We start from the raw sequence: 23,952 nt of genomic DNA on the forward strand, positions 1-23,952 counted from the left end.
GCTAGTCCGCGGCGGTCGCGCCCGCCGTCCCGTCCGCGTCATCGGCGGCGACGGGATCGAGCGTGTCCGAGACCTCGAGCGCCTCGAGGAGCAGCTCCGCGACGTCGACGATCTCCAGGTCGTCCTCGAAGCCCCCGGTCTTTCGCCCGTCCTCGAACATCGTCGTACACATCGGACAGGCGACGACGAACTTCTCGACGGCGGCGCCCGCGTCCGTGTCCTCGGTCGCCTCCCGGAGGCGCTCCTCGCTCGGCTTCGTCTCCTCGTCGTGTTCCGTCCAGAGGCCGCCACCGCCGCCGCCACAGCAGAACGAGTCCGCACGCGAGCGCGGCATCTCGTGGAGGTCGGCGCCGGTCGCCCGGATCAGCTCTCGAGGCGCCTCGTACTCGTCGTTGTACCGCCCGAGGTGACAGGGATCGTGGTAGGTCACGGTGTAGTCGAGTTCGTCGCCGGAGAGTCCGAGGCGATCGTCCGCAACGAGTTCCTCGACCACCTGCGTCCAGTGTTTCACGTCGATCTCGCCGTCGGCGTTCCACGGCTCCTCCCGGTCGAAGGGCATCATCGGATCGTCGGCGAACTCGGCGAAGTCGAGCTCGGGGTACTCGTTTTTCATCGTGTTGTACGAGTGGGGGTCCGTACAGACGATCGTCTCGAACTCGCAGTCAGCGAACGTCTCGACGTGGTGGCCCGCCAGCTCCAGGTAGAGGAACTCCTCGCCGAGCCGCCGGACGTCGTTGCCGTCGTACCGCTCGTCGTCGAAGAGGATGCCGAACTCGACGTCGGCGGCCTCGAACAGCCTGGCGAGCGCGCGAGCGACCTTCCGGTTGCGGTCGTCGTAGCTCGGATAGTCGCCGACGTACCAGAGGAACTCCACCTCGCGCTCGCGCGCGTCGGCGACGTCGAACGGGAGGTCCTCGGTCCACTCGCCGCGGGCGTCCGCCGGCTCGCCGAAGGTGTTGCCAGTCCGCATCGCGTCCTCGAGGACACCCTGCAGGTTCGGGTCGACCGCCCCCTCGTCGACCAGCTGACGGTTGAGCCGGGTGAACGTCGAGAGGTGGTCGATCTCGACGGGACAGGCGTCCATGCAGGCCAGACAGGCCATACACGACTCCATCGACTCGGCGTCGATCACGCCGCCCTCCTCGGCGACGATCGGGACCGTCCCGTCGTCGCCGTCGCCGTCCGCGGACGCCGGGGCGTCGCCGTTCGCTCCCGGGACGGCGTTCGCGGGGCGGCCGATCACGGGATCGTCCTCGCGGGACTCGCGGTACGCCTTCAGATCGAGGATGACGTCGCGGGGGTCGAGGTTTCGCCCGGAGGCCTTCGCGGGACACGCCGAGGAGCACCGCCCGCACTTGGTGCAGGCGTCCTGGTCGAGCAGCTCCTTCCAGGTGAAGTCCTCGAGGGACTCGGCGTTCGTGTGATCGAGGTCCGCCGGGACGTTCGGCAGGCGCGCGCCGGCGTCCTCGTCCCTGACCACGACGTTCGCGAACGACGAGAGCATGTGGAACGGCTTGGCGTAGGGGATCCACGCGACGAACGCGAGCGCGAGCAGGGCGTGGTGCCACCAGACGAGGGGATAGATCGCGGCCGCCCCGGCGGGCGTGAGCCCGAGTTCCAGAAGGCCGGTCGCCATCGCCATCCCCACGAAACTGACCGACTCGCCGGCGCGGGCGGGCTGGCCGACGATGGCGACGGCCTCCGCGATGAACCCCCCGACGCCGAGCAGAAGGAGGCTCCAGACGAACGCGTCGTCCTCGAGCGAGGTGTGTTTCCCCCACAGCCGGTCGGATCGCGTCGCGTAGCGCCGCCAGAGGGCCATCGAGATCCCGACGACGAACAGCAGGCCGAAGGCGTCGACGGCGAACTGGTAGACGAGGTAGAAGCCGCCGACCCAAAAGGAGTCGCCCGTGATGGGCCCGTAGACGTCCATGTCGACGAAGAGGATCGTCGTCGCCATGAGGAGGACGAGAAAGCCCCACATGACGAAGGTGTGCATGAGTCCGGCGTAGAGGTCGCAGTCGAACTGCCCCTCGTTGCTCGCCACGATCCGGGTCGCGGCCAGGGTTCGCTCGGGGAGCGAGGAGAGCCGGTCGATCGGATCGGATCGGCCCGCGGCGTACCGCGCGAACCGCGCGTAGACGCCGTAGAGGAGGACAGCGATCGCGGCGGCGGCGAGGACGTAGAAGACCGCCTTGCCGGTCGGGGAGATCGTCCAGAACGTCTCCCGGGTGGCCTGCAGTGGCAGCATGGATGAAGGTCCGCGGTTCGTCGGTTAAATCTTGCCACCGCAGAGAGATCGATCGTCCCGTCGACGTCGTCCACGAGGGAGCACGCTCAAACCCACGGGAGAAGGGCCGATAGAACGAGTCCCGCCGCCAGAAGCGTCGCCAGCGCGTCGAGACGACCGAACTTGGCGGGCGGGAGCGTCGGGTTCCAGGCGAGACACCGGGCGTTCAACGCGAGCGCGAGCCGGTCGGCGCGATCGAAGGCCCGGTTCAGTCCGGCGACGGCCACGATCCGCATCCGCTCGGGGAGGGAGCGGGCGTCGCCACACCGCGAGTGGAGGGCGTTCCGGGCGCTCGCGAGCTCACGGCGAAGAAGCGGGAGGAACCGGAAGACGAGCGAGATCCCGATCCCGAGGGATCGCCCCGCACGTCCCGGGACAAGACGCTGGATCGCGGCCCGCGACTCGCGAACTGGCGTCGACCGGACGTAGGCGCCGGCGACGAGCAGGACGATCGCCACCCGGTAGCTCGCGAGCCCGGTCGAGAGGGCGCGTTCGAGTCGAAACCACGGCGTGCCGAGGGTCGCCCCCGCGACGATCGGAGCGACGAGCAACACGGGCGCCGCCCATCGGAATCCCCACGCCATCTCGTGAACGGTACCGCCGGCGGCCCACACGCAGCCGACCGCGAGGATCGTGAGGACCGCGAGCCCACGCGGCGTCGTGTGGGCGTACGCCGCCGCGGCGAAGCCGACCTGCACGAGGAGTTTGACGCGGGCGTCGAGCCGGTGGGCCGGCGACTCCCCCGGAACGTACGCGACGGTCACGACGCCCCGTCCAAGTCCGGGCCCGGGTCCGGCGCCGATGGCTCCGGTGTCGACGTATCTGCGATCGAGCCACCACTCGCGTCTTCGTCCCGGTCCCCGTTCCCGACCCCGGCCGACCTCGGCCAACCCGAGGGCACCCGCACGTCGAACCGCGAGAGCGCCTCCGCCGCCCCCTCGGGCGGATCGTCCGCGACGAGTCGACCGTCGGAGAGGACGAGGACGCGATCGACGAGCGGTTCGAGGTCGCGAAGGTCGTGGGTGACGATCACGAGGCTCGTCCCGTTCCGCCGGAGTTCCGCGAGGCGGGAGCGCACGGATCGGCGGGAGGGCTCGTCGAGCCCCGAGAACGGCTCGTCGAGGACGAGGTGGGACGGCTCCATCGCGAGCGCGCCGGCGATCGCGACCCGCGCGCGCTCGCCGCCCGAGAGCGCGTCGACGCGGTCCTCGCGTCGACCGTCGAGTCCGACGGCCGAGAGCGCACGATCGACGCGCCGGTCGATCTCCGCGCGATCACGTCCGAGGTTCTCGGGGCCGAACGCGACGTCGGCGCCGATCGTGGCGGCGACGATCTGGTCGCGCGGGTGTTGAAACACCATCCCGACGGCGCGGCGGGCCGCGGCGAGATCGGCTTGAACCGCCGTTCCGTCGACGCGAACCTCCCCGGAATCGGGCGAGACGAGCCCGTTGAACGTTCGGACGAGGCTGGTCTTTCCCGAGCCGTTCGCGCCGGCGATCACGACGGACTCGCCGTCGGCGATGTCGAGGGAGACGTCGTCGACGGCGGGGACGCCGTCGTAGTCGACCCGGACGGAATCGACCTCGATCACGGCGTCGGGTCCTCCTGGGCCGAAAAGGCCAGCTGCGTCCTCATCGCGCCGCGATCGCCTCCGATCGGACGACGCCGACGGCGGCGGCGATCTTCGCGGCCTCGGCCGGAATGAAGAACAGCGCCCCCTGGAGGAACGCCTCGACCGGCCCGAGCCCGAGGACCAACATCAGGCCGACCACGCCGAACGCGTAGATCACGACCGTGCCGGCGACCATGGCGCCGACCAGGGTGGAAAGGCCGACGGTATCGAGATCTCGGAGCTCGGAACCCCGGTGAACGAGAAGTCCGACGAGGCCGGCGGCGACGGGGTAGGACAGGAGGTACCCGCCGGTCGCGCCGACGAGGTGTCCGAACCCGGCGCCGCCGCCCTGGAAGATCGGCGCGCCGACCGCGCCGGCGGCCAGGTAGATCACGAGCGCCGCGGGCCCCCAGACCGGACCGAGCAGGATGCCGGCGAGGAAGACGCCGAGCACCTGCAGGGTGACCGGGGCGGGCGAGAGCGGGAAGGGGAACGATACGTAGGCGAACGCGCCGACCAGAGCCGCGATCAGCGCGCAGCGGGCGAGATTCCGCGTCGTCTCGTCGCCGACGAGGTCGACCGATTCGGTCCGTGTGGACATGTCCGTGGCGTTCTCGTAAACCTACTTTAGAGTGTTGGTTTACGACGTGATCGGGGATCGACGATCGTCGATCTGGACTGGTCGGGAGGTCGGCTCGCCTTCGTGGCGTCCATGGGATGTGGCCGCACGGCGACCGGCAAACGACGTTTTTAACCGGGGGCGTACGGTAGTGGCGACAACTCGCTGGTCGGACGTCCAGCGGGCACCCGCCGCCCGGCCTCGCCGGGGACGGGACGAAATGTGGTTCCGCGGCGGTTCGCCGCCGGGACTGAATCGAAAACGTCCGTGGACACACCATGGCACGAAGCTTCTACTCGCACATCAAGGAGGCCTGGCGGTCCCCGGAGGAGGGGAAACTCGCCGAGCTACAGTGGCAGCGCAAACAGGAGTGGCGCGAACAGGGCGCCATCGAGCGCGTCGAGCGACCGACCCGCCTGGACAAGGCCCGCGAACTCGGCTACAAGGCCAAACAGGGGATCGTCGTCGCCCGCGTGAGCGTCCGCAAGGGCGGCTCTCGGAAGCAGCGGTTCACGGCCGGCCGCCGCTCGAAGCGACAGGGCGTCAACCGCCTCTCGCGGCGCAAGTCGATCCAGCGGATCGCGGAGGAGCGCGCCTCCCGCAAGTACCGCAACCTGCGCGTGCTCAACTCCTACTGGGTCGGCGAGGACGGGTCCCAGAAGTGGCACGAGGTGATCCTCGTGGATCCGGCCCATCCCGCCATCGAGAACGACGACGACCTGAACTGGATCTGCGCCGACGAGCACCGCGGGCGCGCCTTCCGCGGTCTCACCTCCGCCGGCAGCAAGGGCCGTGGTCAGAGAACCCGCGGCAAGGGTACCGAACACACCCGGCCGTCGATCGGCGGCGACCGGCGCCGCGGCAAGTAGACTTCGAACGCGGTCAGCTTCGATCGATCGGTTCTCTTTGCGAACGCGGTTCTCCATCACGTAGCCCCCGCAGCCTTATGGCCGTCACCGGCGAAGACGACCCATGAGCCTCTCGTTGGATTCCACGCAGCTGGATCGCTACTCCAGACACATCATCCTCGAGGAGGTCGGCCCCGAGGGGCAAAAACGGCTGCTCGAGGGCGAGGCCCTCGTGCTCGGGGCCGGCGGGCTCGGCGCGCCTGTCATCCAGTACCTCGCGGCGGCGGGCGTCGGGAAATTGACGATCGTCGACGACGACGTGGTGGAGCGGTCGAACCTCCAGCGGCAGATCGTCCACACGGACGCGGACGTCGGCGAGCCGAAGGCCGAATCCGCGAGGCGGTACGTGGAGGCGCTCAACCCCGACGTCGAGGTGACGACCCGCCGAACGCGTCTCGACGTCGACAACGCCCGCGATCTGTTTTCGGGCCACGACGTGATCGTCGACTGCACGGACAACTTCCGGACGCGGTACATCGTCAACGACGCCGCCAGACTCGAGTCGATCCCGGTTGCCCACGGCGCGATCTACAAGTTCGAGGGACAGGCGACGACGCTCGTGCCCGAGGGACCTTGCTACCGGTGTCTCTTCCCCGAGGCGCCCGAGCCGGGAACCGTCCCCGACTGCGCAACGACCGGAGTGCTCGGGGTGCTTCCGGGCACGCTCGGGTGCATCCAGGCGACGGAGGCGGCGAAGCTCCTGCTCGAGACGGGTGAACCACTCGTCGGCCGGATGTTGTTCTACGACGCGATGGACATGACCTTCGAGACGGTCGAGTACGCGCGAAACCCCGAGTGTCCGGTCTGCGGGGAGGACCCGATCGAGACGATCGAGGGCATCGACTACTCGGGGGGCTGTGCGATCGAGGCCGACTAGCGGTCCGAGACGCACGAGCAGCCCGCGGTCGTCTCGCTCGCGATGGCCCGCGGTCGTCTCGCCCGCAACGATCCGTGGTCGTCTCGCTCGCGATGGCCCGCGGTTCCGGACGCGAATCGAACCGATTTAGAGGGCTCCCGACGAGGCTACGGTAATGCTCACGCTCGGAACGGCGAGCGCGCCCCCGGGACGGATGGACACGGGGCGACTCGAGGTCGGCGAGGCGCGGGACGGATCGCCCGTCCGGTTGCCCGTCGCCGTCATCAACGGCGCGGCGGACGGGAAGACGCTCTACGTGCAGGCGGTGAGCGACGGCGACGAGCTCAACGGCCTCGGCGTCGTGAACCGGGTGGTTCCGCGGATCGATCCGAGCGAACTCTCGGGGGCGGTCCTCGTCGTGGGGATCGTCAACCACTACGCCTTCCAGATCGCCGAACACCGAAACCCGATCGACGACACGAAGATGAATCGGGCGTACCCCGGCGACGCCGAGGGGACCGCAACCGAACGCATCGCCCACGCGACCTACGAGGCCGCCACCCGGGCGGACCTGATCCTCGACCTCCATCAGGGCTCGACGAGCCGGATGATCGACGAGGTCCGGGTGCGCTGTGGGCCGCGCCACCGGATCCACGGGGACTGTCTGCGTCTCGCGAAGGTCTTCGGGTGCGGCTACGTCCTCGACCAGAAGGGGCCGGACGGCCAGCTCGCTCGGGTCGCGCCCAACGACGGGATCCCGACGATCGACCCGGAGCTCGGCGGCTGTATCGGGTGGGACGAGGAGTCGATCCGCAAGGGCGTCGAGGGCGTCTTCAACGTCCTCGGCCACTACGGCTTCCTCGATCGGGAGCCCGAGATCAACGAACAGACGCGTGCGCGCGGCTTCGAACAGTACGGCTCGCCGGCCGGCGGGCTCGTCCGGTTCAAACAGGAGCTCGGCGGACGCGTCGACGCCGGCGACCCGCTCTTCGAGGTGACGGACGTCTTCGGGAAACGCAAAGCGCGCGTGACGGCCGACAGCGACGGGATATTCTGGCGGTCGCGGCGACTGCCGCAGGTCGCCGCCGGCGAGTACGTCTGTTCGATCGGAACGAACGTGGACCAGTACTGATGTCCCCGCCCGACGACGCCGACGGGTCGACCCCGGAATCCATCGAATCCCTCGTCTGTCCGGACTGCGGCGCAACGTTTCTCGACCGCTGGCGCTGCAGTTGCGGGTCCCCCCTGGAGTTCGACGCGAATCCCCACCCAACGTCGCCGTCACCCCCGGATCCGGGCGGGTTCGACGTGCGAGCAGGTATGTGGGCCTTCGAGGAGTTCCTCCCGATCGGCGGGGATCCGGACGATCGCGTGACCTTCGGCGCCGGCCCGACGCCGATCGTCGACGCCGACCGGGCTGGAGACGAAAGCGAGGAGACCGAGGAGGCCGACGAGCCCTGGAACTGCCGGTTCAAGCTCGAATACGTCCTCCCCACGGGCTCGTTCAAGGACCGAGGGGCGACCACGATACTCACCCGTGCGCGGGAGCTCGGCGTCGAGCGCCTGTGTGAGGACTCCTCGGGGAACGCGGGAACGGCCGTGGCGACCTACGCCGCCCGCGCCGGGATCGACGCCGAGATCTACCTCCCGGCGTCGTCCGCGGCGTCGACGATCCGGGCGATCGAGCGGGTCGGCGCTGACGCCGTGCCCATCGAGGGAAAACGGCGGGCGGCGACCGACGCGTGTCTCGAGGCGGTCGAATCGGGGTCGGCCTGGTACGCGAGCCACGCGTGGAATCCCGCGTTTCACGCCGGAACGGCGAGCTTCGCCTACGAAGTCGCGTTGCAGTCGGGTTGGGAGGTCCCCGACGCGGTGGTGGTGCCGGCGGGACACGGCACGCTGTTGCTCGGCGCCCATCGCGGGTTCGATCGGCTCCGCGAGGCCGGCTGGATCGACCGGACGCCGCGGCTGCTGGCCGCACAGGCGGCCGGAAACGCACCGGTGGTCCGCGAGTTACACGACGCGGACGCCGCGAACCGGGGCGGGGACAACGACGCCGCGAAGGGGATTCGGATCGAAAACCCGCCGCGGATCGACGGAATGATCGAGGCGATCCGGGAGACGGGCGGCGACGCGATCGCGGTCACGGAGTCCGACACCCGAGCGGCGCTCGGACGGCTCCGGCGGGAGGGGTTCGACGTGGAGGCGACCTCGGCGGTCGCGCCCGCGGCCCTCGAAGCGTATCGCGAGCGGGGGATCCTCGATCCGGACGAGGACGTGGTCGTGCCGCTGACCGGACGGGCGTAGCGAGGGACGGGCCACGCCGTGTCGACGCGGATCATCGCCGCGTAGACGCGGATCACCGCTCCGGATGGATCGACGCGTCGAACCCGCCGCGAACGAGGGGCTTCGCGACGTGGCGGCGCGCGCACGGGGGAACCTCGTACCAGCCGGGCTTCAGATCGCGATCGATCCGCCGCCGATCGCGTTCGTCAGCGTGGGTACCGCAGTCGCGACACCGATACCCCTGGTCGCGTCCCGCGGAGGCCATCGACCGGCCGCAGGACGGACACGTCGGGTTGACCCGCTCGGTCCGGACCGGGTCGCGGAGGGCGAACTTCTCGAGTTTGATCGTCCGGTCGGGACCGTCCGTCGATCGGGCAAGACCGTTCGTCGATCGGCCGGATTCGTCCGACGGGCGGTCGGAATCGCTCGGCGCTTCCCGTCCGCGCTCGCGCCGGGAGACCTCCCCGCAGACCGTGAGGCGATCGCCGACCCGGAGGTTCCGAACCCGGTCGCGAAAGCGCTTCGTGGGCTCGAAGGCGGCGGCGAGAAGCCGCTCGTCCGCGGGGGGCGAGGTGACGGATTCGAGGAGCGATGGGTCGAACTCGGGGGAGTCCGGACGGAGCCGGTCGGCGAGCCGGGGAGAGGTCACCTCGAGGAAGACGTGGCCGCCGCGCCGGGTCTCCGGCGGGGAACACACCACGCAGTCGACACGGTAGCCCGCGCCGTCGCGAAGCGACCCGATCGACCCCGACGCGAGGTGGGCGTCGGTCCCCTGGTTCGTCAGGAAGGTCGCCGAGCGGTCCACCGGCTCGGAGTCGATCCGGTCCGCCACCGCGCGGCACGCCTCGGGGTCGTCGCCCCGGATCCCGTAGAGGATCGGGCCGGGCGCGTTCGGGACGCAGACGGCCGTCCCGGCGTCGCGATCGGCGGTGTCCCAGACGGTCGGATACGCGGAGTCGGCCGCCTCGAGAACGGAGTCGACGTCGACCGACCTCGGCGTGCCACACCGGTCGAACTCGCGATAGGCGATGTGCTCGTGGGTCCACTCCTCGAAAGCGGCGAACGCGCCGACCGCCGCGAGCGCGCCGATCCGCCCGCGCCCCTCGGTATCACACCCCTCGGCGGCGAACCCGGCGTGGAACATTCCATGCGAGTCGATCAAAGAGAGGGCGTCGTCGAGGTCGTGACGCCGTCGGAGTGCGTCCTCGGCGAACTCGGCAACCGCGGGGGGGATCCCGCGTCGCTCGTCCGCGGATCGGCCCTCCTCCGAGGGGCCGATCGTGCCGGCGTCCGCGACCGCGACGTCGGCGACGACGACCCCGGGCGAGGTCCGCGGGTCATCGCCGATCGACCGTGCGTCGATCTCCTCGCGGGCCAGCGCGAAGGCGTCGGCGGCGGGCATGTCGGTGTGAAGCGCGAGGGCCGCGTTGCCCCGGGTCTTGTGTTCGATTGCGGGATTGAGACGGATCAGGAGCCGTCGCTCGACGGTTCCACCGTGCTCGCGGATCCGTTCCGCGAGCCGGGTCGCGAGGTAGGTCGTACACATCCCGAGCGAACGGGAGTCGGTGTCGTCGACGCCGACGATGGTCACGTGGCCCGGTTCGTCTTCGGAGAATAAGCCGGTTTCGCGGCGGCGACCGGAGCGTCACGTCGAGTCCGCATCGTCAGGATCGCTCGAATCGACCGGATCGCCCAGATCTGCCGGATCGTCGGAGCCGTTCGAGTCGTCACCCCACGCCCGATCGAGCGGGTCCTCGAGTTGTCCCATCACGGCCTCCAGCGCGTCCGTCGCGGTGATCAGTCCGATCGCCTCGTCGTCGCGGAAGACGAGCGCGAGCTCCTGTCGGTTCTCCTGAAACCGGTCGAAGGCCTCGCTGAGGCTCGTCCCGGCCGGGATCGTCATCGGCGGGGCCGCGATGTCCGCGAACGACACGGAGCCGTCCTGGAGGTCGTCCACGTGGTTCAAGATCGCGGGGGCGTACACGACGCCGCGCAGGTCGGAGGGGTCCTCGCCGATCAGCGGGAATCTGGAGTGGGGCGTCCGTCGGATGCGCTCGAAGTTCTCCTCGATCGAGGCGGCCGTCGAGATCGCGACGACGTCCTCGACGTCGACCATCACCTCCTCGACGAGCCGCTCGTCCACGTCGAGCGCGTTGAGCACCTCCTCGCGCCGTTCCGAGGGGAGATCGCCCTCGTCGAGAAGCGACCCGAGGCGGTTGCGGAGGTCCGCGCGCGACTCGATGACGTCGGTCTCCGTCTCGAGCCACGCGCCGGTCATCTCGACGCCGAACAACCGCAGGGTCGCCTTGGCCACCGAATCGCCGATCCGCATCACGGGCGAGATGAGCCACGCGAACCAGTAGAGCGGACGCGCCCCGTACCGACACACGAACTTCGAGCGCTCGACGCCGAGGTAGGTCGGCGTCTGTTCGCCGTGGGTGAGGTGCAGGAGGTTGATGATCCCGAACGCGATGAGGCCGCCGGCGCCGATCGACGCGAACACGCCGCCGGCGAAGAACGGCTCGAAGAGCGCGGCGAGGGCGGGCTCCGCGACGATACCGACCGCGATGCTCGAGGCGGTGATCCCGACCTGACAGCTCGTGAGATAGATCTCGAGATCCTGGGTCATCTCCCACGCTCGGCGGAGAGCGGGGGTGTCGAACTCCGATTCCGGATATTGCCGAACGCGCGTCAACGCGAACTCGATCGCGACGAAGAACCCGTTCGCGAGGATGAGGAGGATCCCGGCGAACAGCCGGATGCCGATCTCGGTCGGTGTCATTCGACTCGCCGTATTTGCGCCACATGGTTAATTGTGATGCGGACTCGTCGTCCCCGAGTCGTCCGCGACTCCGACGAACGGCGGTCGAGTCCACACTGCGGGTGATCGATGTCCAACACCGCGGGCGGTCGAGTCCACACTACGGGCGGTCGACGTCCACGCCGCGGGCGGCCGAAATCAACGCCGTGGAAAGGCGACGTCCCCGCCGCGGATCGAAACCGCGGGATAGCGACGCGTCGAACCGGGCATTCCGGCACAACGTATTTACGTACCGAATGGGTATTTTCGTCCATGTCACGGGCAGCGCTGGTCGAGAACCTCACGGCGATGTTGGAGGACGCGGAGTTCCTCGTCAGCGATCGCTGTGCGGTTCGACCCAAGAGCTTCGACCTGGCGGCCCGCCGCGGCGAGGACCTGCTGCTTTTGAAGATCCTGGCCAACATCGACGCGCTCGACGCCGAAACCGGCGCGGAGCTGCGCCGGCTCGGCGAGTACCTGGAGGCGACGCCGATGCTCATCGGGCTGCGGACTCGCGACGAGGACCTCAAGCCCGGCGTCGTCTACTTCCGGCACGGCGTGCCGGTGGTGAACCCGGATACCGCCTACGACCTCTTCGTCGAGGAGGTCCCGCCGCTCATCTATGCGGCCCCCGGCGGGCTCTACGTCAGCCTCGACGGCGACCTGCTGGCCGACGAGCGCGAGGAGCGCGGCTGGTCGCTCGGCCGGCTGGCCACGGAACTGGGCGTCTCGCGACGCACGGTCTCGAAGTACGAGGACGGGATGAACGCCTCCGTCGAGGTCGCGATCCAGCTCGAGGAGATCTTCGAGCAACCGTTCTCCGATCCCGTCCGGGTACTCGAGGGAGCTGACGACGTTCGCGAGGCGGATCCGACGCCGTCGGCGCCGGACGCCGACCCCGACGACGAACACGTCCTCCACGTGCTCACCGCCGCCGGGTTCACGGTTCACCCGACCGCCCGGGCGCCCTTCAAGGCGGTCTCGGAGGACGACGGCCCCGAGATGCGGGTGCTCACCGGGCACTCGACGTTCACGGAGGCGGCCGAAAAGCGTGCACGGATCATGTCCTCGATCGGCACGGTCGCCCAAACGCGCTCCGTCTACTTCACGGAGAACAGGCGCAAGCGCGAGCAGGTCGACGGCACGGGGCTCGTCTCCTGTGAGGAGCTCGCGGAGATGGACGACCCCGATGCGATCCGCGAGCTGATCGAGGAGCGCGCGGAGAAGCCGGCCGAGGCGTGAGCCTCGAACCGCATCCGAGTGCGTTTCCTACTCGAGCACGTGTCTCACCCGAGCGCGCCCTTCACCCGAGCACGTACCGGAGCCGCGGGTAGCGCTCGACGAGCGGCTCGCCGTCGACCTCGTAGCGCTCGATGAACCGGTCGGCGCCGTAGTACCGGCCCGCCCCGTACGCCGCGACCGTGAGGAAGGCGAGCGCGTAGACGAGCTCCGAGGTGACGAAGCCCGTGAGGACGTCGTAGGCGCCGGCCATGTCCCAGTTGCCGAAGTAGAACGCCAGCGACTGGATCGCGCCGAAGAACGCCGCCAGGCGGACGAGCCCGCCGACGATCAGTCCGGTCCCGATCAGGACCTGGCCGACGGGGACGGCGACGTCGACCGTGGCGATGACGGCCGGGCTCGCGGCCATCGCGCCGTAGACCCCGCTCAGGGGGCTCGCCGGGTCGACGTTCGCGAGGTACCCCTGGGCGGTGAAGCCCTCGAGGAGCTTCCCGAGGCCGGCCGTGATGAAGATCCAACCCATCGCGAGCCGGAGCCCCACGGCGAACCACTCGGGTTTCGGTCCCACGTCGTCGAGTTTCGGCACGCGGTAGCCGCGTGCATCCTGTGTGGACATGTTTTTTTGCCTCCTTACGGATGAAAATACGGCGGAATCGGACTTATATACGGAGAACGGTTCCCATCAAGTGAGAACTATCCGTATAGAGTGATCGTTCGTGGTTTGTATTCGGCTCGGAGAGCGAGGAACACACGCTCGATCGACGACTCGAGTGGTCGAGGCCGGCCGGGTTCGTCCGAGGACGTCGATCGATCGAGCCTCGAGGACGTCGAGCGGGTGATCCTCGAGGACGTCGAACGGATGATCCGACGACGATCAGGCCGCCTCGCCGTAGGTCTCCTCGAGGTAGGCGACGATGTCGTCGCTTTCCGACATGCCCTCGACGCCGTGGTCCTCGTCGACGAGGACGGGCACGCCGGTCTGGCCGCTGACCGCCTCGACCTCCTCGCGTTCGGCGTGCGAGCGCGGGACCATCCGCGATTCGTACTCGAGATCGAGGTCCGCGAGCTTCTGTTTGACCTTCGCACAGTACGGACAGCCCTCGAGTTCGTACAGAACGATGTTCGACATCGACGAGGTGTACGTGCGCCGATCGGTTAACGGTCGTGGTACGTCGGGGAACGCCGACGCGGGGTCGAGACGAGAGCCTACAGAATCACGCCGCTCGTCTGAAGGACGTAGTAGGCGGCCACCAACGCGGCGAGTAGGTACTGTCCGAGCGAGACGTCCGTGGGTTCGCCGACCGCGAGTTTGATGATCGGGTACGCGACGATGCCGGCCGCCAGACCGTCCGCGATCGAGTAGGCGAACGGCATCACGGTGACGGTGAGGCCCGCCGAGACGGCCCACGCGGGGTCGTCCCAGTCGACCTCCGTGAGCCCTTGCAGCATCATCACGCCGACGACGACGAGCGCGATGAAGGAGGCGTATCCGGGGATCGCCGCCACGACCGGGATCAACACGAGGGACGCGAGGAAGCCGAGCGCGACGACGAGCGCGGTGAGGCCGGTCCGGCCGCCCTCCTCGACGCCCGTCGAGGACTCGATGTAGGTCGTCACCGTCGAGGTGCCGAGCATGGCGCCCACCGTCGTCCCGACCGCGTCGGCCATCAGCGGCTTCTCCATCTCGGGCAGGTCGCCGTCCTCGTCGAGGAAGTCGCCGTACTGTGAGACCCCGATCAGCGTTCCGGCGGTGTCGAAGAAGTCGACGAAGAAGAAGGTGAACACGACCAATACGAACGTGAACGGCTCGATGTCGGCGAGCCCGTCGAGGAACGCGCCGGCGAGCGGCGTGATGTCGTATTGGGCGGACGGAAGGGACTCCGGCGTGACGACGCCCCGTTCGAAGACGCCGCCGAGCGTCAGCCCCCAGCCGACGATCGACGTCGCCAGGATGCCGAGGACGACCGATCCGGTGACGCCGCGGGCCCACAGGGAGAAGGTGAGGACGAGCCCGAACACGCCGAGGATCGCCCACGGATTCCCGAAGACGCCGCCGAGGGTGACGAGCGTCGCCTCGTCGGGAACGACGACCTGCAGCTCCTGGAGTCCGATGAAGAGCAGGAACAGGCCGATACCGGCGCCGACCGCGCGTTTCACCGGCTCCGGAAAGAGCTGGATCACGTACTTACGCGCGCCGACGGCCGTGAGAAGCATGAACAGAACGCCCTCGGCGAAGACGGCGGCGAGGGCCGTCTGCCACGGGATCCCCAGCCCGAGAACCACCGAGAAGGCGAAGAAGGCGTTGAGCCCCATTCCGGGAGCGAGTCCGAACGGACGGTTGGCGTAGAAGGCCATCACCAGCGTCGCGGCCGCCGAGGAGAGGACGGTCGCGATCGCGATCATCTGGACGACCTCGAAGAACTCGTATCCGGGTATCTCGATCGCCTCCGCCAGGATGAACGGGTTGACGACGATGATGTACGACATCGCGAGGAAGGTGGTTATCCCCGCGATCACTTCCGTCCGGACGTCGGACCCGCGTGCCGCGACGTCGAATCGATCGGCGAGCGTGTCTGTGAAACCCATTGAATGGTTGTGCATCTCTCACGATCGACCTATAAGCGTTACTGAAGGCGTTGATCACGGCCGCACAATACTGGGAGGAATGTACCGCCCGACCGGAACCATTCGAACCGCCCGACCGGAATCGATCCGAAGCGTCCGACGGGAACCGACTCGACGCGACCGGCGACCTACTCGAAGCGTTCCAGCGCGCCGACCGGCGCGTCGGTGAGTTCGCGGGCGCGCTCGAGCCCCTCGCCGCCGACGGCGATGAGGGTGAACACGCCGGTGACGTCGGCGTCGGCCTGCAAGGCGATGTCCAAGAGGAGCTCCTGGGTCTCCCCGGACCGAATGAGGTCGTCGACGATCAGGACGGTGTCGCCGGCGCCGATGGAGCTCGCGGGCAGGTAGTAGGTCAACTCGATCCCCGAAGCGAGCCGCTGTCTGGACTCGATGAACTCCTCGACCGCGGTCTCCTTCGACTTCTTCGCGTACGCGAGGTCGGCGTCGAAGAAGGACGCCATCGCGGCTCCCAGGGTGATCCCGTCCGTCGCCGCGGTCAACACGACGTCCGGGGCGTCGAAGGCGAACGACTCCGCGGCCACCGGCGCGACGAGGTCGAGGAACGACTGGTCGAAGACGACCCGGGAGTTGTCGACGTAGCCCTCCTCGTCGATCTCGGTCCGTGCGCGCAGCTCGTCGGCGAGCGCCTCCCGACCGATCCCCTCGACGATCTCGCGTGCACGGTCGGCGCCGGGGAGCACGTGGCCGTTGACGTAGCGGTTGAGATCGCCCGCGGGCAGGGTGGTGAGATCCGATAGCTCGTCGTAGGTCCGCGTCCGTTTCAACATGCGGAGGACGGCGACCGCCTGCAGCTGGAGGGCGGCCTTCTCTGCGCGGTTCATATCGACGTTCGAGATTGCGTATGTATGAATATATCGATGTGTGTATCGGGTGAATAGATCCACAGTCGTGGTCATCACGGGATCGACGCGGCGGACCGGAGCGCGCTCGGGGACAGCCCGACACGCGCCCGATCGACGATCGTCGGAGCCGGGACAACACCGGCGAGACGCCGACGACCGGTCACCGCTCGCGAACGACGACGAACTCGGCGAGGTCGCGGAGGTACTGCATCGCCTCCGTGTCGGGGAGGTCGGTCGCATCGAGCGCCGAGAGGGCCGCGTCCGACTGCGCCCGTGCCTCCTCGTTGGCCTCCGCCGGCGTGAGTCGGGTGACCTGGACGACGGAGGGCCGGTCCATCTCCGCGTCCTGGCCGGTCGGCTTGCCGAGCGCGTCCGGGTCGGCGGTCGCATCGAGTACGTCGTCGCGCATCTGGAAGGCGACGCCGACGCGCTCGGCGTATTCCCCGAACGACTCCACCACGAACGGGTCGGCCGCCGCGGCGACCGCGCCGAGTTCCGCCGCGGCTCGAAAGAGCGCCCCCGTCTTCTTGCGCGCCAGCGACTTGTAGGCGGCCTCGTCGGTCGGCCGATCGACGAGCTCGACGGCCTCGCCCTCGCCGAGTTCGACCATCGCCTCCGCGACGATCCCCATGGCACGCTCGTTCGAGGAGAACAGCGCGAACGCCTCGCCGAGGAGGCCGTCGGAGGCGACGATGGCCGGACCGTGACCGTACTCGGCCCACGCCGAGGGCGTTCCGCGACGGACCGCCGACCGGTCGATGATGTCGTCGACCACGAGCGAGGCGTTGTGAACCAGCTCGATCCCGGCCGCGAAGTCGACGGCGTCGTCGGGGTCCCCCCCGACCGCCTCGCACGCGAGGATCGTCACCGCCGGTCGGACGCGTTTGCCGCCGGCGAGGACGACGTGTTCGAGCTCCTCGCGAAGCTCCGGGGGCTCGATCCCCGCGATGACCTCCTCGAGCCGCTCGTCGACGAGCGCGACCCGACGTGGCAGGTACTCCATCGATCACGATAACGGGGCGGCGGCGCAAAGGTGTGACGGAACGCGCCGAGGGCACGGGCGTCCCGCTCGTTTCGCGGGGCGGACGGCATCGTGTCGCTCGGATGGGCCGGCGACCGGTACGGGAGCGCGACGTGCCTGTCTCCTTCTCCGCGCCCGCGACGCTCCTCGAGATGTTGTCCTAGTAACACGGGGCGGTCCGCGAGTGGTAGGCGAGCGTCCAACGCCAAACGCGTAGCGGCCCCGGACGTCGAACGCGTAACGACCGCCTCAGACGTCGAACTCGTAGAGGTCGTCGCCGACGTGGTGGACCGACTCGACGACCTTCCCCTCCTCGCCGACCATCTCCCCGCCGTCGACGAGGGCGCGTCCGATCGCGAGCACCTTCCCGTGGGTCTCCTCGGCGACCGCCACGAGGTCGCCGGCCTCGATGTCGGAGTCGGCCTCGACGATTCCGGGCCGCATCACGTCGGCACCGTTCGAGACGAAGGAGATCGCGCCGGCGTCGACCGTGACGACCCCCGAGTCGGGATCGGTCGCGTTGGCGCCGCGGACCGTGAGGAACGGCTCGTCGTCGGCGTAGAAGACGAGCGGTTCGCCGTCGACGAGGACGAGATCGAACGGCGAGTCGACCAGCTCGACCAGCTCGAAGGCGTCGCCGTCGATCTCGACGCCGAGTCCCTCGGCGAGCGCCTCGCGGATCGCGTCGATGTCGTCGCTGCGGAGGTGGTGACGGGATTTGATCTGCATGTGCCCGGGTGGGACCGGCACGCGCATAAATCGTCCTGGTTCGGAGGGCGTGTATCCGACGGGGATCGCGGTGGGAGCACGCGCCGATCCGACCCCGAAACCCGTATCCCGCCGGGTCGACAACCAACTCGCGATGGACTGCGACAAGTGCGGTGCCGACGCCGTCATGCACGCCGCCTACTCCGGCGCCCACCTCTGTGAGGACCACTTTTGCCGGTCGGTCGAAAAGCGCGTCCGCCGCCGGGTCCGCGAGGACTCCCTCCTCGATCCGGACGCGACGCCGGAGGACCCGGACCGGTGGGTGATCGGCCTCTCGGGCGGCAAGGACAGCGTCGTCCTCGCGTCGATCCTCGACGACACCTTCGGGCGGGACCCGCGCGTGGAGATGCTCGCGCTCACGATCCACGAGGGGATCGAGGGGTACCGCGACGAGAGCCTCGACGCCTGCGAGCGACTGGCCGAGGACCTGGGGATGCGCCACGAGGTCGTCTCCTACGCCGAGGAGTTCGGCGTCGAGATGGACGACGTCGTCGAGACGGACCCCGAGAACATGGCCGCCTGCGCCTACTGCGGGGTGTTCCGTCGCGACCTGCTCGAGACGTACGCCGAGGAGTTCGGCGCCGACAAGCTTCTCACCGGCCACAACCTCGACGACGAGGCCCAGACCGCGCTCATGAACTTCCTCGAGGGCGACGTCCGACAGGTCGCGAAACACTTCGACGCGTCGCTCGGCCCCTTCGACGAGCGGGGGGCGGAAGCGAGCTCCGATGGAGGAACGACAAACGGCGGACACCGGGCGGAGTCGGACCACTTCGTCCCGCGCGCAAAGCCCCTCCGGGACGTCCCGGAGCGGGAGGTCGCCCTCTACTGTCACCTGCGGGATCTACCCGCACACATGGCGGAGTGTCCCCACGCCGAGGAGGCCTACCGCGGCGAGATCCAGTCCCTCCTCCACGATCTCGAGGAGTCCCACCCGGGAACGCGCCACTCGATCATGGCGGGCTACGAGGAGCTCGCGGGGATCGTCGCCGAGCGCTACCGCGAGGACGGCGACGACGAGGGGACCGCGCTCGGCGAGTGCGTCGAGTGCGGCTCGACCACCAGCCGCGAGGTCTGCCGGAAGTGCCGCCTGATCGAATCGATCGAGGCGGTCTGAGTCGAGGCAGTCTGCAGGCGCCGACTCGACGCCCGCATCCTTTTAGGTGGACGCCTCCACCGGGGAGTATGACGCGATCGGAGTCCGACGGACGGGCATCGACGGAAACGGGACGACTCGCGGGCGAGACGGTCGTCGTCACGGGGGCGAGCCGCGGGCTCGGCGCCTCGATGGCGAAGCGGTTCGTTCGAGAGGGCGCGAACGTGGTCCTCACCGCGCGCGGCGAGGCGGACCTCCGTGCGGTCGCCGACGAGGTGGCGGACGCTCCGGGCGAGACGCTCGTCGTCCCGGCCGACGTCACCGACGAGGCGGCGGTCGAGGCGCTCGTCGCGCGGAGCCTCGAGACGTTCGGCGAGGTGACCGGACTCGTCAACAACGCCGGGATCGGGATGTTGAGCCTGTACGACGAGAAACGAGAGATCCTCGAGGTCGACCTCGAGGACTGGGAGGCGATCCTCTCTGTCAACCTCACGGGGGTGTTCCTCTGTGTCAAACACGCGGTGCCGTCGATGATCGACGCCGGCGGCGGCAACGTGATCAACGTCTCCTCGGGACTGGGACGGCGGGCGTCGGCCGGGTGGGGACCCTACGTCGCCTCGAAGTGGGGACTCGAGGGATTCACCCGCACGCTCGCGGACGAGGTGGCCGACGACGGAGTGAACGTCAACTGTCTCGATCCGGGCGGCCGCGTCGAGACGCGGTTTTGGGACCACCTGCCCGAGAGCGAGCGAGACGGGGTGTTGGAACCCGACGTGATGGACGAGGCGGCGACGCGACTGCTCGCACAGGGACCGGACGGGATCACCCGCGAGTCGCTGGCCGCCGAGAAGTGGGAGAAACGGCTCGACGAGGCGTAAGGATGGGCGTCACAGCGTGAGGAGCGGCAGTCGTAGCGTGAGGAGCGGCGTCACAGCGTCTCGCCGTTCGAGTCGGTCTCCGCGATCCGTCGGATGCGCGAGGCGCCGTCGATCTCCGAGATGACCTCGACGACCGCCGGCGGGACGAGGGCCTCCCAGTCGCGGTCGTGGATCATGCGCTCGCGCAGCTCGGCGCCCTCGAGGACGTCGCGTCGGAACATGGGGGACTGTCGAACCTCGACGCCGGCCTCCTCGAAGAGACGGATGACGAGGGGGTTGTTGGAGTAAGCCACCTGGAACCCCGGCGACATGCTCTGGACGTGGCTCACCCACACGGAGTTTCGGTCGAGGTCCTCGATCGGGACGACGTAGGTCGTGAGGTCGAGGTCCTCGACCGCCTTCGTCACCATCATCACCCGCTCGCCGGCCGTGAAGGGGTTTCGCGTGGTGTGGGAGTCGCCGGCCGAGCCGATCCCGAGCACGAGCTCGTCGATCTCCTCGGCGATCTCCTCGACCATGTGCAGGTGGCCGTCGTGGAACGGCTGGAAACGGCCGATATAGAACCCCCGCATGTCCGGACCTACCGAGGGGAGGATTTATAAAGCCGACGAGTCGTCGGTGATGGGACGAACGGTCGCCTCAGACGCTATATCGGCCGGTCATCCGGACGTCGGCGTCGATCGTCGGGGGAGAAAGTATATCAATCGCCGTCGCCTGTTTTCGAATAGCGACGAACCACCCTATGAGCAACGAGAAGGACGACACGGAGCGCCCGAGCGACGAGGGAGCCAATCCCACGGATGGAACGGAGCCGGCCCCCGACGACGACCGCGAGAGCGGTGAGGCCGGATCCGGGACGTCCCCGACCGACTCCGAACCCGAGGGGTCGACGGATGAGCCGGCGGAAACGCCGGCCGACGACGCCACGGAGGCGGGATCCGAGGAACGGAACGGCTCCGAGGGAGACCGGGTTGATCCCGAGCGGGACCCGGACGCACCCGATCGGAAACGGGGCGATCCGGACGACGACGGCGCGCTCACGGTAGCGCTCGCGGACGAACGGGACGCCGAGGAGGCGGTCCCCCGAGACGCGAGCGAAACGACGAACGAGGAGGACGGGACGGAAACGCCGGACATCGAGGAGCTCGGAAGCTCCGTCGAGGTCCACGGCGCCGAGGTCGAAGAGGATCCCGACGAGGACGACCTGCTCGGCGGACTCAAGGTCGACTCCACGGAGGACATCGAGATCCCCGATCGGCTCGTCGACCAGGTGATCGGCCAGGAACACGCCCGCGACGTCATCATCAAGGCGGCCAAACAGCGCCGACACGTGATGATGATCGGCTCGCCCGGCACCGGCAAGTCGATGCTCGCGAAGGCGATGGCCGAGATGCTGCCCAAAGAGGAGCTACAGGACGTTCTCGTCTACCACAACCCGGACGACGGGAACAATCCGAAGGTGCGGACCGTCCCGGCCGGCAAGGGCGAACAGATACTGGAGGCACACAGGGAGGAGGCCAGAAAGCGCAACCAGATGCGCAGCTTCCTCATGTGGATCATCATCGCGGTCGTGTTGGGCTACGCGCTCATCATCGCCGGACAGATCCTCCTCGGCATCATCGCGGCCGGCGTCATCTGGCTCGCGTTCCGGTACATGAACCGCGGGTCCGACGCCATGATCCCGAACCTCCTCGTGAACAACGCGGACACGAAGACCGCGCCCTTCGAGGACGCGACGGGCGCCCACGCCGGCGCGCTGCTCGGCGACGTCCGCCACGACCCCTTCCAGTCCGGCGGGATGGAGACGCCGAGCCACGACCGCGTCGAGGCCGGCGCCATCCACCAGGCGAACAAGGGCGTGTTGTTCATCGACGAGATCAATACCCTCGACATCCGGAGCCAACAGCACCTGATGACGGCGATCCAGGAGGGCGAGTTCTCCATTACGGGCCAGTCCGAGCGCTCCTCGGGCGCGATGGTCCAGACCGAACCCGTCCCGACCGACTTCGTGATGATCGCCGCCGGGAACCTCGACGCGATGGAGAACATGCACCCGGCGCTGCGCTCGCGCATCAAGGGCTACGGCTACGAGGTGTACATGGAGGACACGATCGAGGACACCCCCGAGATGCGCCGCAAGTACGCCCGCTTCGTGGCCCAGGAGGTCACAAACGACGGGCGGCTCCCCGAGTTCACGGCGGAGGCGATAGAGGAGGTCATCCTCGAGGCGAAACGCCGCGCCGGCCGAAAGGGCCACCTCACGCTCCTCTTCCGGAACCTCGGCGGCCTCGTTCGAGTGGCGGGCGACATCGCCCGCGGCGAGGGGGCCGACTACACCACCCGCGACCACGTGCTCCAGGCGAAGGGACGCTCGCGGTCGATCGAACAGCAGCTCGCCGACGACTTCATCGAGCGCCGGAAGGACTACGAGCTGCAGGTCTCCGACGGCTACGTCGTCGGACGGGTCAACGGCCTCGCCGTGATGGGCGAGGACTCCGGGATCATGCTCCCGGTGATGGCCGAGGTCGCGCCCTCCCAGGGGCCGGGCGAGGTCATCGCGACCGGCCAGCTCAAGGAGATGGCCCAGGAGTCGGTCTCGAACGTCTCCGCGATCATCAAGAAGTTCTCCGACGAGAACATCTCCGAGAAGGACATCCACATCCAGTTCGTCCAGGCCGGCCAGCAGGGCGTCGACGGCGACTCCGCGTCCATCACGGTCGCGACGGCCGTGATCAGCGCGCTTGAGGGCGTCGGCGTCGACCAGAGCCTGGCGATGACCGGCTCGCTTTCGGTCCGCGGCGACGTGTTGCCAGTCGGCGGCGTCACCCACAAGATCGAGGCCGCCGCCAAGGCGGGCTGCGACCGGGTCATCATCCCGGCCGCCAACGAACAGGACGTGATGATCGAGGACGAGTACGAGGAGATGATCGAGGTCATCCCCGTCAGCCACATCAGCGAGGTCCTCGAGATCGCCATGGAGGGCGAACCCGAGACGGACTCGCTCGTCGACCGGCTGAAGTCGATCACGGGCTCCGCGCTCAAAGAGAAGGGCGTGGCGAACCCCTCGAACCCGAGCCCGCAGTAATCCACGGCCGAGGGTCGAGCCGGGGTGGGCGGTGACCCCCGCCCGCGTCGGAATCCGATCCGCGGTCGCGACCCACTCAACCGATGTCGAACTGGACCGGCTTCGGCGCGGCGATCCTCGCCTTGACGCTCGTTCTTCTCGTCTTGACGCGCCGGTCACGGCGGGTGCTCGATCGGATCGCCGAGGACGGAGAGCGGAGTCGGTCACGGGCGAATTACCCGACCGATCCGGTGGAAAAAAGTCTCGACGGCGAACCGAGCGACGGGACGGCCGATCGCGAGGCTGACGACGCCGAACGAGGCCATCCGACAGACGGCGTCGAGCGAGACCATCCGACCGATGGCGTCGAGCGAGGTATCGACGACTCCGTCTCGACGCTGGCGCTTTTCGCGAACGTCACGATCACGCAGGCGCTGTTTTTCGCCGTCGTCGTCGCGATCGCGTGGGGCAGCGACGTCCCGGCGAGCGCGTTCGGCGTGGGACCGTGGGCGGGAGCCGGATCGGTGAGGGACCTCGCCGCGATCGGACGCGCGACGGGATACGGGTTCGCGGCCGGACTCGCGCTCTACGTGTTGGACGACCTGGCCGCGGCCCTCGCCGAACGGGCGGGATACGGCGCCCCGGATCGACTTCGAGAGACGCTCTCGCCCGCCACGCGCCGCGAGTGGGCGGCCCTGCTCGTCGTCGTGTTGCCCACGATCGCGGTCTTCGAGGAGACGCTTTTTCGCGGCGCGCTCGTCGGCGCGTTCGCGATCGGATTCGGAATCGATCCGTGGCCGCTCGCGGTCGGGTCGTCGATCGCCTTCGGTCTCGGCCACGGAGCGCAGGGACGGGTTGGGATCGCCGTGACCGGCGTCCTCGGCGTCGCCCTCGCGGCGATGTTCATCGCGACCGGAAGCCTCCTCGCCGTCGTCGTCGCCCACTACGTGGTGAACGCGGCGGAGTTCCTGACACACGGGTGGTTCGGGACGGCACCCGGGGATCCGCTGCGGCCCGACTAGGGTCG

22 protein-coding genes are annotated in these 23,952 nt (G+C 68.8%); 9 read left to right on the forward strand and 13 right to left on the reverse strand.

All coding sequences use genetic code 11. The features are described 5' to 3' along the window. Window position 1 precedes the first annotated feature (1 nt). The 4 genes from ACZ5YD_RS08195 to ACZ5YD_RS08210 all read right to left on the reverse strand — a co-directional run bounded on the left by ACZ5YD_RS08195 (window position 2) and on the right by ACZ5YD_RS08210 (window position 4,503). Window positions 2-2,251 carry a (Fe-S)-binding protein gene (locus ACZ5YD_RS08195; RefSeq protein WP_379742153.1) on the reverse strand — a complete coding sequence of 750 codons (2,250 nt, stop codon included), beginning with the start codon at window positions 2,249-2,251 and terminating at the stop codon, window positions 2-4. An 86-nt stretch (window positions 2,252-2,337) separates the two neighbouring features. Continuing rightward, window positions 2,338-3,054: an energy-coupling factor transporter transmembrane component T family protein gene (locus ACZ5YD_RS08200; protein WP_379742156.1), complete on the reverse strand. Its 717-nt coding sequence runs from the start codon at window positions 3,052-3,054 to the stop codon at window positions 2,338-2,340. Further along, complete coding sequence (locus tag ACZ5YD_RS08205; RefSeq protein ID WP_379742159.1) at window positions 3,051-3,881, reverse strand: energy-coupling factor ABC transporter ATP-binding protein; 831 nt, start codon at window positions 3,879-3,881, stop codon at window positions 3,051-3,053. The genes ACZ5YD_RS08200 and ACZ5YD_RS08205 overlap by 4 nt, the downstream gene beginning before the upstream one ends. Before the next feature lie 40 nt (window positions 3,882-3,921). Then, complete coding sequence (locus tag ACZ5YD_RS08210) at window positions 3,922-4,503, reverse strand: biotin transporter BioY (protein ID WP_379742162.1); 582 nt, start codon at window positions 4,501-4,503, stop codon at window positions 3,922-3,924. A 296-nt stretch (window positions 4,504-4,799) separates the two neighbouring features. Here ACZ5YD_RS08210 and ACZ5YD_RS08215 point away from each other — a divergent pair, with 296 nt between their 5' ends. The 4 genes from ACZ5YD_RS08215 (at window position 4,800) to ACZ5YD_RS08230 (ending at window position 8,592) form a co-directional block, all read left to right on the forward strand. Next, window positions 4,800-5,390 (forward strand): 50S ribosomal protein L15e, encoded by a 591-nt coding sequence (locus ACZ5YD_RS08215; RefSeq protein ID WP_379742165.1) that lies wholly within the window; start codon window positions 4,800-4,802, stop codon window positions 5,388-5,390. 103 nt (window positions 5,391-5,493) lie between these two features. Further along, window positions 5,494-6,306 carry an SAMP-activating enzyme E1 gene (gene ubaA, locus ACZ5YD_RS08220; protein WP_379742168.1) on the forward strand — a complete coding sequence of 271 codons (813 nt, stop codon included), beginning with the start codon at window positions 5,494-5,496 and terminating at the stop codon, window positions 6,304-6,306. Between the two features lie 154 nt (window positions 6,307-6,460). Beyond that, entirely contained in the window at window positions 6,461-7,417 is a 957-nt protein-coding gene (locus ACZ5YD_RS08225; protein ID WP_379742171.1) for a succinylglutamate desuccinylase/aspartoacylase family protein, read from the forward strand. After that, a complete protein-coding gene (locus tag ACZ5YD_RS08230; RefSeq protein ID WP_379742174.1) occupies window positions 7,417-8,592 on the forward strand; it encodes a threonine synthase in 1,176 nt (391 codons plus the stop codon). The genes ACZ5YD_RS08225 and ACZ5YD_RS08230 overlap by 1 nt, the downstream gene beginning before the upstream one ends. 52 nt (window positions 8,593-8,644) lie before the next feature. Here the strand turns inward: ACZ5YD_RS08230 and ACZ5YD_RS08235 are convergent, their stop codons facing one another. After that, a complete protein-coding gene (locus ACZ5YD_RS08235; protein ID WP_379742177.1) occupies window positions 8,645-10,162 on the reverse strand; it encodes a TiaS agmantine-binding domain-containing protein in 1,518 nt (505 codons plus the stop codon). A gap of 54 nt (window positions 10,163-10,216) precedes the next feature. After that, window positions 10,217-11,353, reverse strand: coding sequence for a CNNM domain-containing protein (locus ACZ5YD_RS08240; protein WP_379742180.1), 1,137 nt, complete (start codon window positions 11,351-11,353; stop codon window positions 10,217-10,219). Between the two features lie 291 nt (window positions 11,354-11,644). Between ACZ5YD_RS08240 and ACZ5YD_RS08245 the strand changes: the two genes are divergently transcribed. After that, entirely contained in the window at window positions 11,645-12,613 is a 969-nt protein-coding gene (locus ACZ5YD_RS08245) for a transcriptional regulator (protein WP_379742183.1), read from the forward strand. A 61-nt stretch (window positions 12,614-12,674) separates the two neighbouring features. On the opposite strand, the gene ACZ5YD_RS08250 is transcribed toward ACZ5YD_RS08245, so the two are convergent. The 6 genes from ACZ5YD_RS08250 to ACZ5YD_RS08275 all read right to left on the reverse strand — a co-directional run bounded on the left by ACZ5YD_RS08250 (window position 12,675) and on the right by ACZ5YD_RS08275 (window position 17,848). Beyond that, window positions 12,675-13,226 carry a DoxX family protein gene (locus ACZ5YD_RS08250; protein ID WP_379742186.1) on the reverse strand — a complete coding sequence of 184 codons (552 nt, stop codon included), beginning with the start codon at window positions 13,224-13,226 and terminating at the stop codon, window positions 12,675-12,677. 258 nt (window positions 13,227-13,484) lie between these two features. After that, window positions 13,485-13,739, reverse strand: a complete 255-nt coding sequence (locus tag ACZ5YD_RS08255) for a glutathione S-transferase N-terminal domain-containing protein (protein ID WP_379742189.1) — start codon at window positions 13,737-13,739, stop codon at window positions 13,485-13,487. Between the two features lie 77 nt (window positions 13,740-13,816). After that, window positions 13,817-15,196 carry an NCS2 family permease gene (locus tag ACZ5YD_RS08260; protein WP_379742192.1) on the reverse strand — a complete coding sequence of 460 codons (1,380 nt, stop codon included), beginning with the start codon at window positions 15,194-15,196 and terminating at the stop codon, window positions 13,817-13,819. 167 nt (window positions 15,197-15,363) lie between these two features. Then, on the reverse strand, window positions 15,364-16,077 hold the full coding sequence (locus tag ACZ5YD_RS08265; protein ID WP_379742195.1) for a phosphoribosyltransferase family protein: 714 nt from the start codon (window positions 16,075-16,077) through the stop codon (window positions 15,364-15,366). 181 nt (window positions 16,078-16,258) lie between these two features. Then, window positions 16,259-17,101 (reverse strand): polyprenyl synthetase family protein, encoded by an 843-nt coding sequence (locus ACZ5YD_RS08270; protein ID WP_379742198.1) that lies wholly within the window; start codon window positions 17,099-17,101, stop codon window positions 16,259-16,261. A 267-nt stretch (window positions 17,102-17,368) separates the two neighbouring features. Continuing rightward, window positions 17,369-17,848, reverse strand: a complete 480-nt coding sequence (locus tag ACZ5YD_RS08275) for an RNA-binding protein (RefSeq protein ID WP_379742201.1) — start codon at window positions 17,846-17,848, stop codon at window positions 17,369-17,371. A 133-nt stretch (window positions 17,849-17,981) separates the two neighbouring features. On the opposite strand from ACZ5YD_RS08275, the gene ncsA reads away from it, so the two are divergent. After that, a complete protein-coding gene (ncsA, locus tag ACZ5YD_RS08280; RefSeq protein WP_379742204.1) occupies window positions 17,982-19,004 on the forward strand; it encodes a tRNA 2-thiolation protein NcsA in 1,023 nt (340 codons plus the stop codon). Window positions 19,005-19,072: 68 nt separating this feature from the next. Continuing rightward, on the forward strand, window positions 19,073-19,861 hold the full coding sequence (locus ACZ5YD_RS08285) for an SDR family NAD(P)-dependent oxidoreductase (protein ID WP_379742207.1): 789 nt from the start codon (window positions 19,073-19,075) through the stop codon (window positions 19,859-19,861). A 50-nt stretch (window positions 19,862-19,911) separates the two neighbouring features. Here the strand turns inward: ACZ5YD_RS08285 and ACZ5YD_RS08290 are convergent, their stop codons facing one another. Further along, window positions 19,912-20,433: a nicotinamide-nucleotide adenylyltransferase gene (locus ACZ5YD_RS08290; protein ID WP_379742210.1), complete on the reverse strand. Its 522-nt coding sequence runs from the start codon at window positions 20,431-20,433 to the stop codon at window positions 19,912-19,914. Window positions 20,434-20,603: 170 nt separating this feature from the next. On the opposite strand from ACZ5YD_RS08290, the gene lonB reads away from it, so the two are divergent. Then, window positions 20,604-22,946: an ATP-dependent protease LonB gene (gene lonB / locus ACZ5YD_RS08295; protein WP_379742215.1), complete on the forward strand. Its 2,343-nt coding sequence runs from the start codon at window positions 20,604-20,606 to the stop codon at window positions 22,944-22,946. A gap of 83 nt (window positions 22,947-23,029) precedes the next feature. Continuing rightward, window positions 23,030-23,947 carry a CPBP family intramembrane glutamic endopeptidase gene (locus ACZ5YD_RS08300; RefSeq protein WP_379742219.1) on the forward strand — a complete coding sequence of 306 codons (918 nt, stop codon included), beginning with the start codon at window positions 23,030-23,032 and terminating at the stop codon, window positions 23,945-23,947. Window positions 23,948-23,952 lie beyond the last annotated feature (5 nt).

It is taken from the genome of Halopenitus salinus, from assembly GCF_055397165.1.